This window comes from Slackia equolifaciens, assembly GCF_003725995.1.
In the GTDB taxonomy this organism is placed as follows: Bacteria; Actinomycetota; Coriobacteriia; order Coriobacteriales; family Eggerthellaceae; genus Slackia; species Slackia equolifaciens.
This window is the reverse complement of the sequence record NZ_QIBX01000029.1, coordinates 1-15279: the sequence shown is the minus strand read 5'-3', so window position 1 is coordinate 15279 and position 15279 is coordinate 1. Positions and strand designations below refer to the sequence as shown.

The window sequence follows — 15279 nt, the reverse complement described above, 5'->3', positions numbered from 1 at the left end:
AGTGGATGCGCTGGTTCCGCGAGGGGCGCATATCCCAGAAGCTCGGGTGGCTCACCCCGGACGAGCGCCGCGCGGCGCTGGGCTATCCGGTGCTGTAGGATGTACAAGAAAACGTCCGCGGTCCCGGGGAGCGAGAACAGGATTACATACTCGACAAAACTGCCAACGCAAGCATGATGTAGGCATGCGCAGGCGCGCAGGCGACACGATGCAGTGAACTACCGCCTCGGCGAGGCCGCACAGGCGTACGTGGCGCGCGCATTGCAACCGGCCAGCTTTCGCACGGACTGGACGATGCAGGCGTACACGGGCGCGCAGGCGACACCGACTACACGCGTCGAACGCCGCCGCTGTTGCGCCCGCCGTCCTATTGCAGCCTTAGCCCGCATCGACTGCGCGCACCATGCCTCACTTTTCCACAAGCTCCTCTATCTTGGAAATCTCGGATATGCGCACCAAACGCTGCGTACCGGCCCCTTTGCCCTTCGTGCGCAGCAGCACCCATTCATCATCCACGTCCTCGACGATGCCGACGACCGTAGGCGACCCCGTGACGCTCGACACGCCCGCATGGCACCACGGCCCCACAATGGTGAACTCGCCGCGCTTGCCGCGCATGGTCGAAAGCTGCTTGGCTACGCGGCGCGCCGAAGCGTCGCCTTCGCGTCCGGCGGGTTTTTCCTTCCCGAAGTTCTTGGGCATTTTAACCGCAATGACGATGATCATCGCCGCGCGCGAGCGACATCAGATGTGGGGGGGGCAGATGCCGAAGAGCGGCTACAGCTCCCTGCAGAATTTGAAATGAGTGCTTTCGAAGCCTTGGCGCTCATAGAATGCATGCGCTCGGGAGCGATGCTGCTTGCATGCCACCTCGATCTGGATGCACCCCGCGGTGCGCGCCGCCCCGCACGCCGCCTCGATGAGCTTCGCCCCGACCCCTTGACTCCTGTGCCCGGCGATTACCACAAGCTCCATGACCTCCGCAATACGCGCTGCATGGTGCAGCTGGCGTTCCATACGCAGGTTGATGAACCCCATACGCTCGCCATCTTCCTCTGCCACCAGGCACAACATACGCCCGTCGGCCATCTGCTCGGCGAAGATGCGCGTGAATTCGTCGTAAGGAAGCTCCCCGTTCTCCATATCGCAGATAAGATCGTAGACGAATGCGCAGTCGGTGCGTACAGCGGGGCGAATTGCGATGGCGTCGCGCGCGGAGAGTGCCATGACGCGATCCTTTCGGATGGGGAACGGGTTGCTGCGCCCACCATACGCGCCATGGGCGAAAGACGTGCAAATCCCGCGTCAAGTTGGTGCGAATTCGCCGATGGCAAGCGCCGCCAACGCAAAGCGACAGCTCGCCATCGGGCCGCTTTCGCCCAAAGCCCCATCCCAGTGAAAGCGTTTTAGCTAACGCTCGCTCCTTCGAAGCAGCGACGCGCCTATCGCAAGAGTCGCGATGCCCGCAAGAACGACAGCTCCAGCAACCATGGCGAAGGCGAAATCCCCTGTTGCAGGCAGGTTGGATGCCTCCGTGGATTCTTGGGAATGCGAAGGCTTCTGGGGCTCCGCCGGACCTTCGGGATCCTTGGGCGGCGTGTAGCTCGGATCGCTCGCTCCGCATGCCGCGCAAACGCCATCCTGGAAGTCATGGCCCAGCGCCTCTACCGATCGCTGTTCAGTCGCACCGCATGCGGCGCAGGTGCGCTCCTCCGTGCCTTGTTCGGTGCAGGTTGGCTCCTTGGTCTCCAGCCACGCGCCCCACGCGTGACCAGTCGCCGGAATGGCTTCCCCCTCCTTGAGCACCTCGCCGCAACGAGCACATACCTCGTCGCCGGAATAGCCCTCGTCGACGCAGGTGGCGGGCTTGGCGTTAGAAATCTCGGGGTCGTGTCCGAGCGCGGGAATCGTCAGATCGTTCGCGCACGCAAAAGCCCTCCCGACAGGGAGGGCTTTTCAGCTTTGCAAATGTGCTTGGAGATTTAGAACTCGAGAGATTCCAGCTTCTTGAACACCACATCCTTGTGGCCCAAGAATGCCCAGGGATCGAAGATCTCGTCCAGCTTCTCGGGGCTCAGATTGGCCTCGGGGTCAGCCTCAAGACGCTCGCGATAGGTGGGGCCATCCACGGCGTTTTGGATGTCGTGCCACACCGCCATGGCATTGCGCTGCACGATCACGTACGCATCCTCGCGGGTGATGCCCGTGTCCACGAGCGCCAGCAGCACCTTGGAGCTAAAGATGAGTCCACGCGTGCGGTTGAGGTTGAGCACCATCTTGTCGGGATAGGTTTGCAGGCCGTCGAGCATCCACTGCATCTTGCCGAACATGTAGTCCAGCGCTATGAAGCTGTCCGCCAGCGCCACGCGCTCTGCGCCGGAGTGACTGATGTCGCGCTCGAACCACAGGGCAACGTCGTCGAAGCCCACCTGCGCGTTCGCTTTGACCACACGCGCCAGGCCGCACACGCGTTCCGCGGTGATAGGATTGCGCTTATGAGGCATGGCCGACGAACCCTTCTGGCCCTTCTTGAACGGCTCTTCTGCCTCGATCACGTCGCTCTCCTGCATGAGGCGCACCTGCAAGGCGATGCTTTCCAGCGTGGACGCGGTTACGGCCAAAGCCGCCATGACCTGGGCGTGGCGGTCGCGCGCCAGCACCTGGGTGGAAAGCGGGTCGGGAGTAAGACCCATCTTCTCGCACACATACTGCTCGATGAACGGATCGATGCTGGAATAGGTTCCCACGGCACCGCTGATGGCACCGGTAGCGGCTACCTCGCGCGCCTGCTGCAAGCGGGTCTGCGCACGCTTGAGCGCCCACGCCCAGCTGCCGAATTTCATGCCGAACGTCATGGGCTCAGCATGGATTCCGTGCGTGCGGCCCACGCACAGTGCGTCCTGGAACTCGAACGCACGACGCTTGCACGTCTCGCCCAGCGCTTTCACATCTTCAAGAATAATGTCGAGGGCCTGGGTGATCTGGTACGACAGCGCGGTATCGCCCAGGTCGGAGGAGGTCATGCCGTAGTGCACCCAGCGAGAGGGCTTTTCCTCGCCCTCCGGCACGTCGGCGTCGATGTATTCCTTCATACAGGTGAGAAACGCGATGACGTCGTGATTGGTCACGGCCTCGATCTCGTCGATGCGCTCTACGCGGAAATCGGCATGCGCGCGAATCCAAGCGGCTTCCTCCTTGGTGATGCCGCACTGGCCAAGCTCGGCCTGGGCCTCGCATGCCAGAAGCTCGATTTCCTTCCAGATGGCGAACTTGTTCTCAGGCTCCCAAATGCGGCCCATCGCCGGGCGCGTGTAACGACCAATCATGATGTTCCTTTCCGCCGTTCTTCCGAACGGCGGAAGAACGCATTAAACGCTGCGATGCTACGAAGGGTCGGCGCACCGCATCTTGCCCCTTGTGCTCCCCTCGGCGCGTGCGAAGCACGCTTGGGGTCGCGGCGGGGCAATCTCCGGCACGCCGATCCTTCTCGCTGCTTCGTTCCGTGTCTCGAAGGTTTGGGTGAATCTTACCGCACCTCTCGTCTTTCGCTACGCTTGTGACGCCTGCAAACCTAAATTTGCACGCGATTCGCGCCTTACAGCGATTTAAAGAGCTCTCGTACGTCTTCCACCACATCGCGCTCGGCAACCACCACGGCCTTGTCGCCCGGATACATGATGGAATCCGGCGTGGCAACCTCGGCCTCGCCCTCTTCAAGGCGATCGATCGCAGCGATGGAGGAGCCCTCGGGCATGTCCAGCGCATCCACCGGCACGCCTTCTTCCGGGTTGAAATGTCTCATACGGGCCGGCACGCTCATCTCGAACAATACGATATCGCCACGCGAGAGGGCGCTTACCACGCCCACGCTTCCCATCAGGGCCTCTTCCTCGATCATGTTGGCAATGAGCAGCGTCGAGGACACGCTTTCGATGCCCACGATGTTGAAGATACGGCGATTCTTGGGATTGTTCACGCGAGCGATGCAGCGCGGCACGTTGAACACGCGCGTGGCTATTTCGCACGCCAGCAGATTGTCATCGTCACGGCCGGTCACAGCCACGAATACATCGGCATGCCTGATGCCGGCATCTTCCTGAAAATCCGAGTCGGTGCCGTCGCCCTGAATGATGAGGTACTGACCCTGAAGTTCGATGGAAAGACGGTCGGCGGTTTCGCGCGTTTGCTCGATAACCGCAACCTCGTGACCCTGGTCGAGCATGACGGTCGCAAGATATTCTCCCACCTTGCCGCCGCCCATAATCACAATGTACAAGGTTCCTCCTATTGCATGAACTTCGAGAATTCACCGAGCAAATCGTGGCGGATACAGGCCACCACGCTATCGCCATGGTAGAGCACCGAGTCGCGTGAGGGAATGGAACTTGCGCTGCCATCGCGCCGTTCGAATACCACGATGCGAATATCGTGGTTGCGCTCCAGATCGGCCACCTTCATCTGCTTGAGGCCCGTGCCCTCGAGATTGAACGAGAAGCGAAGGATTTCGAAATCGCCGAATGAATCCAAATGGCTGCCGTGGCCCGACATGACCTTGGAAAACACCTCTTCGGCCACAAGCGAGGTACCGCACACGTAGTCCAGACCCAGCTGCATGTGGGCACGCTCGCGGGCGGGGTTATACAGACGCACGATAACGTGCGGCACATGGAAGATGCGGCGCGCGGTTTCGGCCACCATGAAGTTGGCGCTATCCGACGAGGTGACCGCTGCCACGACGTCGGCCTCCTCCACGCCGGCGCGCACCAGTACGCTCTCGTCGAAGCCCTCGCCCTGCAGCGTGGTGCCGTTGAAGTTGCGGCTCAGATTAGAAAGCGCCTCGGCCTTGCGGTCCACCACGCACACGTTGGCGTCGTTCGACGACAGCATGGTGGCAAGCTGCGAGCCTACGCGACCGCACCCCACGATGATGACATTGACCACGGCGTTTTCCTCCTTGTCCGGCTTGCGCCCTCGCCCGAAATGAAAAAGATGCGCCTGAGCGCATCTTACAGGAATCTATAGCCTTGCGGCGCAGGCTGCATCCGTTTGCAGCAAGCGCCTACAGGAATTTATAGTATACGTCGCGCACGCCCCAGTCGTGCACATCGGTCGCACCGAACAGCTTCCAGACGCCAGGCGCCAGATCGAGCGCGCGGCCGTAGCCGGCAAACCCGCCCGTGTCGGTGACGGTGGCCACCACGATGGTTTCGCCATAACGAACCGCCACAGCATGCCCGATCAGATACGACTGCGACTCAGGCACGGCCACGGTCAGGCCGGAATCGGTCAGAGGCACGCCGGAAGCGGTGACATCGGTGCCGAAGTTGCCTTTGCCGTCATCGTTGTCGGCGAAGCTGTAGGCCGAAGCCGAACCGAGCGACCAACCATCGCTCTCATCGGGAAGAATGTGCGGAGCCGTGGGCAGCGGATCGGTGGTGCCCAGCTTCATGGCGGCGTTCACGGTGTTCGGATTGGTCTGATCGTACGCCGTGATCACGATAACCGGATCGGGGTCTTTCACGGTGATGGTGCGTGTAGATGCGGAAGTAAGCGAGCTTGTTTCAGACGCAATGGACGCGTCATCGGCGGGCTGCGCCGACGTGGCATCCTCGGTCACGCTGCGCTGCAGGCTTCCGATGCCCACCGTGGTGCTGTCCACGTCATGGGATGCGACAGCGGGCTGCAGCATGAATGCCGAAGCCGCCACAGCGAGCGCCAAGAGCGAAAACGCCCCTGCCACAAAGGGCAGAACGCGACGCTTGCGCCCAGTATGAGATGCTCTACGAGCCAAATATCCTCCAAATGCCGCAACGCAGCTAACCCCGCCGCAAAAAGCGCGAGGCCGACAGCGTGCTGAAGTTGTAGTGTGATTGCTGTCCTGCGTTATTGCTTGTCAAAACTTGGATATTTTACCCCAGAAGCGCGGCGCGAAGCAAACCCGCCGCCCCGCAAGCGGCGCAGTGCGAACGGGCGCATGCAAGCCGACCAGGACTTTCAGATGTTTGTAAAGTGTGACGGTTTGGTGATTTGCCTCGAAATGCGGAGCGAATCAGTGGGCAATCGCGCAGTGCGCCATATTGGCGCAAAGGGGCGAGGAGCGCCTCATGCGCAACGGGCGACCAAGGGGCAAGGTGGCGTGCCGTGCGCCCACGCCGCATTGCAGCGCCCCATCGAGGAAAGCGCCTTTCGGCAGAACGGCGTAAATGGTCAGGCCGACGGCACCAACAGCGCTATCAAAAAGTAGGCGATGATGGCCGAGGGCGTGAACAGCACAAGCAGAATGACCGCCATGACACGCACCACGGTCGAATCGATTCCGAAGTAATACGCAATGCCGCCGCACACCCCCAGCAGACGTTTGTCGGCCCTGCTGCGGCGCAGCGGCCTTGCCGAACCGCCCTGAGCGAATCCGGAGAACTTCCCGGTTTTCACGCCCCACAGCAGATACGCTCCTGCAGCCACCAACGCAAGCGGCCACAGAATCCCCCACAGGGTGCGCACGGTGGTGCCGAGCATGTTCCAAACCCAGCCGGGCAAAACGGCGTTGATGAGCCCCCATACGCCCAAAGCCACCAGGATGACGCCGATAACCATCGCCGCCTGCTGCGGCTTGGTGTGCTTGTTCCCGTAATCAGCCATAGCCGCCTCTTCCTAATCCCACGGATTCACTTCGAACACATGCGTGCCCAACAGCGGCGGATGCACCGTCAATTGCTCAAGAGCGCCCGGCACCGCGAACACCGTCACCGCGCACACGACCATGGCGACCACGCACAGCGCCGCGGCGATCGCGAGAAGCTCATTGCCCATCGCGCGCGAGATGATGTCGATGCCCAGCGCGATGAGCAGCAGCGGCCACAGCTTCTCGAACATAAGAATGATGGTTCGCCACGAAAGCAGGTCGATCGTAATCAAAAGAAGAAGAACGCCCAGGGAAAACACCACGATACCGCGTGAGAAACGGCGGATGCGAAACTCGCGGCGCGACGGCACCACCATCTCCACCAAGCCCGCCAGAATGACCAGGCATGGCCACAGCTGCCACCAGCTCACCTCATCGACGATGGAGCTCAGCAGAGCCGCCACTCCAATGAACAGCAGGATCACGCCCGCCCATACCACAACGCGCGTAGTGCCGCCCATGCCTGCAGCCTCGCGACGAGAAACGTCACGAGAACCCATGGCGGCAACCGCCTCGTAATAGGCAGCATAAGACGCCTGGTTCGCCTGCCCCGCCTGCTGTGCCGCCAAAGCGTACGCAGGGTACCCCGGCGCCTGAGCGCCATGCCCCACAGGGGGAATGGGGCGCGACCCGGCAGGCGGAACCACCTGTCCCGACTGTTCTACCTGGCCGGGCTGGGCACAGGGGTCAACGCGCAGATACGCGTCGCACGAAATAGGGTCGCCTGCGCTCACGCGACGCGGCATCACGAGCCAAAGCAGCACGTACACGAGCGCCACAACGCCAAACGAGGAGATGGAGAGCAGCACCGTCAAGATGCGCACGATAACGGGGTCGATATCGCAATACTCGGCGATACCCGCGCACACGCCCGCTATGATGCCGTCATCGGAGCGATACAGGCGCTTGACTTCTTTCACCATGCGGGCCTCCTCTCTATCTCTATCGCATCTGTGCCCGCCTATCATGCAGGCACAAGAAAATGGCCGGAAGCGGCAGCCTCCGGCCATATCGTCACTTGTCTCGCCGCAATGCTAGCGGTCGGCCTTCGCCTCATCCGCAGAAGCGGCCTCGACCTTACGCACGCGCAACGACGACACGCGGCGCCGACGCATGCGCTGCACCTTGAACGAATAGCCGTCGGCGGAGAACTCGTCGCCTAGCTGCGGCACGCAATCGAACGTATCCATGAGCCAGCCAGCGACCGTTTCGTAATCATCGCCCGGCTTCACGGGCCACCCTAGGCCTTCGAGCGTCTCGCATGGGCAAGCGCCGTTGACAACCCACTCGTGCTCCGACACCTGGGTGATGTCGGCGTCTACGGGGTCGGTTTCGTCCACGATTTCGCCCACGATTTCCTCGACGATATCCTCCGTGGTTATTAAACCAGCAGTTCCCCCGTATTCATCCACCACGATGGCCATCTGTTGACGATTCGTTTGCATTTCGTTGAGCAGCGACAAAAGGCTCTTGCTCTCGGGCACAAACATGGCCTCGGCCACGTAGTCCTTCACGCAATCGGACTCGCGATCTTCCAGCAGCGGATCGATCAGATCTTTATAGCGCACGACGCCGATGATGGAATCGTGGTCGTCGTGATAGACAGGCAGACGAGAATAGCCCGTGCCGCGCATGCGGTCGATGGCCTGGCGCACGGTTTCGGTATCCTCGACCGCGATGATGTCGACGCGCGGGGTCATGACCTCCTCGGCCGTGGCGTCGCTCAGGTCGAGCACGTCGTGGATCATACGCTTTTCCTCGGCGTCAAGCTCGACGCTCTCATCCACCGCGGAGCGGATTTCGTCCTCGTCCGACTCGGGCCGTTGGTCCTTCTTGAGCAGCTTGTCTACGAAGGACGAGAAAGAAGAGGGTTTTCGGGAATCGGGGTCCATGGAATCTCTCACAACCTTTGCATTCTGGAATCGTACACATGCGCAATGCGCACATAATCAACGGGGTTATCGGCAGCCGAGGCAATTGCGGAATTTCTACCTGACGTACTCACGCAACGCTCGGCAACAACAGCCATGGCGACAGCCCAAATTCGCCGACGTCGCAGATACGTAAACGCGTCGGACAGAATCGTGGAAAGCCGAGGGGCGTGCAGGCGAACGGCAGGTCGCACGGCGTAACGGGTTCTACAGCGCATACAGCACCACCGAGAGGTACTGCAGGATGGATGCAGCCAGCACAAACAAGTGGAATACCGTATGCATATACGGCACCTTTTTGAGCACATAGAAGATGCAGCCTATGCTGTAGCTTACACCGCCTGCGGCAAGCAGGATGAGACCCGGCAGCGGCAACGCAGCAACAAGGGCCGGCAAGAACCACACGACGCACCAACCGAGCGCCAGATATATGACCGCCGAAATCCACCGGGGGCGAAATACCCAGAACGCCTCGAGCGCGATGCCCACCAAGGCGAGCGCCCACACCACGGCACACAGGACGATGCCGCCCGAGTCTATAAGCGTGACCAGGCAAAACGGAGTATAGCTCCCCGCGATGAACAAATAGATGCCACAATGGTCGATGACTTTGAACACCTTTTTAGCAGCGGGGTGCGCAAGCGCATGATACAGCGTTGAGGCGGTGTATTCCAGCAGCATGCTGATGGAATAGATGATAGCCGCCGCAAGCGCGATGCCGCCGCCGTGCGAGACGGCGGCCACGATAGTGGTGGGGATGGCAACGATAGCCAGCACCACGCCCAGCCCGTGGCTGATGGAGTTGGCTATCTCTTCACCCAGCGTGTACTCACGCACGTTCTTATGCGCCTTCACGCCGCGCTTGGATTGAGACTCGGGCTTGCGCAGACGCACATCTTCGAATTGGGAGGGCTGCCAGGGGTGCGGCGCATGAGAGCGCAGCCAATCGGCCGAGGGGAAAACAGATGCAGTGTCCTGCGGCCGCTTTTCAGAGGCGGCCTGCTGCCGCATGTCGTTGTTGCGGCCGGCATTCTGCTTGCCACTCGGCTTGAGCGCAGATGCGAAGCCTTCCGGCGAGGCGGCGTGTTCTCGAACGGGCGCTTCCTGCGCGCCCGCCGTGGTGCATTGTTGTGTAACGGTGTCCATGGCGGCAATTCTAGCACAGCACCCGCCTCGCGCCTCCCAAGCGGGCCTCGACGCAACGCTGCCGTAACCAAAACGCCGCAAAATCGCATCGGGAAGAGCAACAAACGCCGATTTGCTGCAGTTTTCGAGGAGTGCCCCGAGTACACCGCCGTTCAGCTCTCCGTTTCCCCAGGTCACGGCCTCGCTCCGATTGGGCTACTTCGGGAGGTTCGCGAAAACTGCAGCAAATCGGCGTTCGTTTGCGGGGCGACGTTTCTGGTGCGGCAAATCGCCGTTCTTTTGCCCCTCGTTTTATCGACGCGCTCCACACATTCGAAACGGACGATGCAAACGCCCGGTTTCGTCGGAGGAAAGAGGTGCGCGCGTGCGCGGAAAGCGCCGAATCATGTCATTTGAGCATCACCCGCATTAAGAGCGGAAAAATATGAGAGCCCAGCTAGAACCCCCGGTCGAAGGCGAGGAGGGCTTGGTAGTGACTGTTTGCCTTGGCGAGCTGCTCAGGCGAGCCGTCGATGGCGATGCGACCGTCCTCCACGAACACGACGCGGTCCATGGCCGATACGCCCTGCAAATGATGCGTGACCATAATCACGGTACGACCCTCAAGCGCTTTGAACAGCGTATCAAGCAAGGCGTGCTCAGTGATGGGGTCAAGACCTACGGTGGGTTCGTCGAGAATCACAATAGGCACATCCTGCAGCAGCACGCGCGCAAGAGCGATGCGATGACGCTCCCCGCCCGAGAAGCGCTTGCCCGCTTCGTCAACCAGGGTGTTGAGCCCCTGGGGCAGCCGCTCCACCATTTCGCGCAAGCCCACCTGATCGAGCACGCGCCACGCGTCCTCTTCAGTGGCAGCAGGATTGCCCACGCGTAGATTGGCGAGCAGAGTGTCGTTGAACAGGTAGATATTCTGCTGAATGACGCCGATGCGGCGCGGCATCGCATCCCCGAGCGCCGAAGCATCCGCGCCGCCAATGGTCACGCGGCCGCTCTGCGGCACATGGTCGCCGCGAATGAGCGCCGCCATCGTAGATTTACCGGCACCGCTTCGACCCAATACGGCGATCTTTTGCCCTTGGGGAATTTCCAGATCAAGCCCATCGAGCACAAGCCTATCCGATCCGGGATACGCAAAAGACACGTCTTGGAGGCGGATGTCCGCCGTGCCGCCGGACGCAGCCGCATCCGTAACCGCGCAGCCTGCCGCTTCATCGGCATCCACGACTGCGCAGCTTGCCGACGCATCAGAAGGAATGCGCGCGGCATCGTGAGACGCGGCAGGCTCGGCGAAAGACACAGCGGGCCTGGCAGAAGGCGCCACGGGCTTGGAGTGATGCGTAGCGGCCCCAGCAGAAGACGCCACGGACGCGGCAAGAGGCACAGCGGAAACGCCCGCATCGCCCCAATCGCCCACAGGTTCGGGCAAATCGTTCAAGCGCATGATCGAATCGGCGTGCGATACGGCATCGAGCGCGGCAGCCGGCGTTGGCGCAAACGCCTCGATGAGCGGGAAGAAGCAGAGCACGAACGCGGCGATGTAGTTCGCGGCCGAAGACACGTCCACCGCCGCCGCGCCGCCGAACTGCACGCCAGCCCACATGAGCAGCATCGCCGCCACCAGGCCGAACACCACCTGCCCCGCCATATCGCGCCAATGCGACGCGCGCGACTCCGCACGCTGCAACTCGCGCAGGCGGTCATGAGCCGCGAGATGGCGTGCCAGATATTCGTCGGAACGGCCGGAGAACACCCAGTCGGCCACGCCCAGCACGTTGTCAGTGAGCTCTGCATACATTTCGTTCTTCATGGCCTTCATGCGCATGCGACGCGCGCTGCCCGTTAGCACGGCAACCAGCGGCAAAAGCACCGTCTGGATTCCCAGCAGCACGAACATGCCCAACGCCACGGGGAGCGAGAACGCCCCCAGTGCGATCGTGGCGATCAGCCACAAAAGCCATGCGGCAACCGTGGGCAGCATGCAGCGAAGATACATGTTTTGCAAATGAGACAGGTCCTCGGACAGAAGTCCCAGCACATCGCCGGTGCGACGCACCGCGCGGCCCATTCCCGCCTGGCCCTCGAGCGACTGGTAGAGCCGCAAGCGCAGGCTGCTGGTAACGCGGAGGATCCAATCATGCGAGGTCAAACGCTCGAGATACTGCAGCACCGGCTTGCCCAGGCCGAACACGCGCACGGCAATAAGCGCTAGATGCATCATAAGAACCGACGCCGGAAGCGTGGCCGAACCGCTGATCAGGTAGCCCGACGTGAACATGAGCCCCGCTGCGAACGTGTACGCCAAGATAGAGAGCGCGATAGCACCCGCCAACGGCTTTTTGTAGCGCGCAAAGAAGGGGCGCACCCAACGATCGTGCCTGAACGCCCTCCAAGGCGATGCGGCATTCCTCATCGCGCGCCCCCTTCCCCGTTGAAAGCCCCCGAGCCCTTCATGCGCTCGGCCAGCCGAGCGAACGCGCCGCCAGCCGCGGCAAGATCTTGCGGCGAGCCCTGTTCGACAATGCGACCGCTTTCCACAACCAGCACCCAATCCATGTTGGCCATCCAATGCAGTCGATGCGTGGCAAAGAACACCAGGCGGCCCTCCATCAGAGGCAGCATGCGGCTCTTGAGCTCCATCTCGGTTTCCACGTCAAGATGCGCCGTGGGTTCGTCGAACAGCAGGATGCGTCGTGCGGGGTCAAGGAGCGCACGCGAAAGCGCGATGCGCTGCGCCTGCCCGCCCGATACCGCTCGGCCGCCTTCGCCTATGAGCGTGTCCAGCCCCTGCGGAAGCGAGTCGATGAATTCGCGCAGCCCCATGGCGCAGGCTGCTGCCTGGATTTCCTCATCGGAGGCGTCGGGGCGGTAGAACGCCATGTTCTCACGCACCGTGGCATGAAAGATATAAGGGTCCTGCGGAATATAGGTGGCCTGACCGCGCCAGCCGTCGGCATGCAGGCTTACGGGACTGCCATCTGCAAGAATCGCGCCGCACGTTGGCTCGGCGAACCCCGCAAGCAGGCGCAGCAGCGTGCTTTTTCCGGAGCCGGAAAGGCCCACGATGCCCACTTTCGCGCATCCGTGCACGTCAAACGCTATATCGCACAGCGAAGGCTGCGAAGCGCGCGGATAGGTGTAGCCCACGCCTTCGAGCGCCAGAGAGGATTCGGCCGACCAAGGCGCGATAGCGGACACGGGCAATCGGGCGGTACGAATATCAGCGATGCCCTTGGAGCCATCCCCGCCTTCGGCCAGCAATGCCGCAGGCGCATGCGCCTCGTCACCAGATCCATCGGAACCTTCCGCAGGCAAACCCTCGACGCACTGCGCGCCTTTCGCTTCGCCTTCGCTGGGCTCCGGCCCCAACCCTGCGACGTCGAGCACATCGGCCAGGGCGTTTTTGCCGTCGAGCGAAGCATGGTAATCCGCCGCAAATTCACGCACCGGGCGGAAATACTCCGGCGTGAGAATAAGCACGAACATGGCCGGGAAAAGCGCAACCGAGCCGTCCACCAGGCGAAATCCCAACATGATTGCAATTGCGGCCAGCGACAGCGTGGCGAACACGTCCAAAACCGCACCAGAAAGCGTTGCCACGCGCAACGTTTTCATCGTGATCTCGCGGAAGCGCTCGCTCGTGGCAAACACGTCGCGCCCACGAGCCTTGGAGCGCCCGAAAAATTTGAGCGTGTCCAGCCCGCGCAGCGAATCGACGAAGTGGTTGGACAGCACGCCGAACTCGCGATAGCGGCGCGCCGCCTCGTTTTTGGCCGTATAGCCCAACATGACCATATAGAGGATGATAAACGGAAACACCACGAGGGCGATAACGCCCGACACCCAGTCCAGCGGGAAGATCCACACCAGCAGAACCAACGGCACCACGATGACGTTGGTGAGCTTGGGCATCATAAGACGCAGGTAGGTTTCCACCTGGTCGATGCCCTCAAGGGCGAGCGAGCACAAATCTCCCGTGCCGCGCTGCGCAGTGAGTTCGGTGCCGCGCGAGAACAGCGTGCGCAGTAAGCGGTCGCGCAGCTCATCGGCGCGAGCGGAGGCGAATTTCTCCAGATAGGAGTCTTGCCCCCAAGTCACGCCCTGGCGTCCGATGAAGCACACGAGGAATCCAATGACGAACGGGGCCTGGTCGAAAACAGGCGCGCCGCCCCACAGGTTGGTGAAGGCAGAAGCGAGCGATGCCGCCTGGCCAACGGTGAGCAGCGCGCGAGCGAGCGAGAACGCCACCAGCGCCGCAAGCGCTCGACGAGCCCCCGGCAGCTGGAATATCGCCTTGTCGAGCATGCACCGCCTCCTTTTCCTTGCTACAACGAGCGTCGGGCACCGAACACCAGATAGCCGCACACCGGGCAGCCCATGCATTGCGCCCGCATCATATCTTGATGGCATTTCTTGGCCGAATCCCAAGTCAGGCCAAGACCTTTCGCCACCGCAGCAACACGATGCCGCAACGACAAGAGGGACCCGCGCCGCCAAGCATACTCCCGTGCATTCACCAGAACCACTCACGGCGGCGTAGAAGCAAGTCTAGCACAGACACTTTAACGATAGGTTCATATGTTATTAAACTTATAGCATTAAGGACCATCTCGACCGCGGCCCCCTGCGCAAAGCAAAGGACGTCATTTTTACGGCGAAATCGCTTGTTTGCTGTCTACCACCGTAAAAATGACGTCCTTTATCCGCCTGGAAGCGCCAACAGCCAGCTACATCACCTTTGGCGTCCCAACGTCCTGCGGACATGTACAGCAGGCGGACGGGTTGCCTCGCCCGCCTGCTGCGTGAATCGCCAAGAGGGGGCCGCTTAAGCCATGGTCTCGCCGTTTGGCTCCGCCGCCTGCGCACGCTTGCCGCGCGGACGCACCCACTCCATCCAGGCATCGGCGTCTTCCTCGGGCAAATCCCACAGCGTTTCGGTGGTGCCGCCCACGCCTGCCGCCGTGCGCACGTTCACGCTGGCCACATGCGCCATGCGCTGGAACGGGTTGGTTCGCAGGTAGGCGAACTGAATCTTCTTGCGCGGCGTGTAGGTGGTGGTTACGGCCAGCCCGCCGTTGGTCATGCTCATGAACCCGCGGTCGTAGCCGAGCCCGCTGCGCTTGTGCCACAGAATCGCATTGATCACGTTCACCACGAAGGCCAGCACGAAAATGGCGTAGTACGCGAACATCAGGTAGCGCACGGTTGCCAGCATCGCAAGCTCTTCGGCGTTCAGGGGCATCGTCACAATGACCAGCTCCATAGCCGCCTGGCACAGTGCCACAAACACGGCGAACCAAAACGCAGCGCTGCGGATGATGCCCATGCGCACGATGGCGCGGCGCTTGGCGACGGGAGCGGGCTTGAACGTCTCAGTGGGCATGTCGGCAAATTCGGGCAGCACGCCCGCGATGATCTCGGGCACGCGGCTCATCTTAACGAACGGATGGATGACCACACCCTTCGTGGCAGGCTGCTGCCCCTGCGCCTCGGTCGAATCGGTGGCAGCGCTATCGATCTTGT

The 15279-nt window shown here is 61.7% G+C and carries 14 protein-coding genes; all 14 read right to left on the bottom strand.

Features of this window, described 5'->3' with window-relative positions:
• Positions 1 to 408 precede the first annotated feature (408 nt).
• Positions 409 to 726 carry a hypothetical protein gene (locus DMP06_RS10950; protein ID WP_123209767.1) on the bottom strand — a complete coding sequence of 106 codons (318 nt, stop codon included), beginning with the start codon at positions 724 to 726 and terminating at the stop codon, positions 409 to 411.
• A gap of 51 nt (positions 727 to 777) precedes the next feature.
• Positions 778 to 1227, bottom strand: a complete 450-nt coding sequence (locus DMP06_RS10945; RefSeq protein WP_123209766.1) for a GNAT family N-acetyltransferase — start codon at positions 1225 to 1227, stop codon at positions 778 to 780.
• Positions 1228 to 1410: 183 nt separating this feature from the next.
• Positions 1411 to 1806: a hypothetical protein gene (locus DMP06_RS10940; protein ID WP_123209765.1), complete on the bottom strand. Its 396-nt coding sequence runs from the start codon at positions 1804 to 1806 to the stop codon at positions 1411 to 1413.
• 176 nt (positions 1807 to 1982) lie between these two features.
• Entirely contained in the window at positions 1983 to 3326 is a 1344-nt protein-coding gene (gene purB, locus DMP06_RS10935; RefSeq protein ID WP_123209764.1) for an adenylosuccinate lyase, read from the bottom strand.
• 269 nt (positions 3327 to 3595) lie between these two features.
• A complete protein-coding gene (locus DMP06_RS10930; RefSeq protein WP_123209763.1) occupies positions 3596 to 4276 on the bottom strand; it encodes a potassium channel family protein in 681 nt (226 codons plus the stop codon).
• An 8-nt stretch (positions 4277 to 4284) separates the two neighbouring features.
• Positions 4285 to 4941 carry a potassium channel family protein gene (locus DMP06_RS10925; RefSeq protein ID WP_123209762.1) on the bottom strand — a complete coding sequence of 219 codons (657 nt, stop codon included), beginning with the start codon at positions 4939 to 4941 and terminating at the stop codon, positions 4285 to 4287.
• A gap of 118 nt (positions 4942 to 5059) precedes the next feature.
• Positions 5060 to 5791 carry an RlpA-like double-psi beta-barrel domain-containing protein gene (locus DMP06_RS10920; protein ID WP_123209761.1) on the bottom strand — a complete coding sequence of 244 codons (732 nt, stop codon included), beginning with the start codon at positions 5789 to 5791 and terminating at the stop codon, positions 5060 to 5062.
• Positions 5792 to 6207: 416 nt separating this feature from the next.
• Complete coding sequence (locus tag DMP06_RS10915; RefSeq protein ID WP_220092575.1) at positions 6208 to 6639, bottom strand: PspC domain-containing protein; 432 nt, start codon at positions 6637 to 6639, stop codon at positions 6208 to 6210.
• A 12-nt stretch (positions 6640 to 6651) separates the two neighbouring features.
• A complete protein-coding gene (locus tag DMP06_RS10910; RefSeq protein ID WP_220092574.1) occupies positions 6652 to 7605 on the bottom strand; it encodes a PspC domain-containing protein in 954 nt (317 codons plus the stop codon).
• A gap of 111 nt (positions 7606 to 7716) precedes the next feature.
• Positions 7717 to 8586, bottom strand: coding sequence for a hemolysin family protein (locus DMP06_RS10905; protein ID WP_245962499.1), 870 nt, complete (start codon positions 8584 to 8586; stop codon positions 7717 to 7719).
• Between the two features lie 234 nt (positions 8587 to 8820).
• The gene (trhA, locus tag DMP06_RS10900) at positions 8821 to 9759 is read right to left on the bottom strand and encodes a PAQR family membrane homeostasis protein TrhA (RefSeq protein WP_338056830.1); all 939 of its coding nucleotides are present in this window, start codon (positions 9757 to 9759) and stop codon (positions 8821 to 8823) included.
• Between the two features lie 436 nt (positions 9760 to 10195).
• Positions 10196 to 12169: an amino acid ABC transporter ATP-binding/permease protein gene (locus DMP06_RS10895; protein WP_123209759.1), complete on the bottom strand. Its 1974-nt coding sequence runs from the start codon at positions 12167 to 12169 to the stop codon at positions 10196 to 10198.
• The gene (gene cydD, locus DMP06_RS10890) at positions 12166 to 14061 is read right to left on the bottom strand and encodes a thiol reductant ABC exporter subunit CydD (RefSeq protein ID WP_123209758.1); all 1896 of its coding nucleotides are present in this window, start codon (positions 14059 to 14061) and stop codon (positions 12166 to 12168) included. The genes DMP06_RS10895 and cydD overlap by 4 nt, the downstream gene beginning before the upstream one ends.
• 520 nt (positions 14062 to 14581) lie before the next feature.
• Positions 14582 to 15279 (bottom strand): PH domain-containing protein (locus DMP06_RS10885; RefSeq protein ID WP_148042532.1); only part of this gene is annotated, 698 nt, incomplete at its 5' end.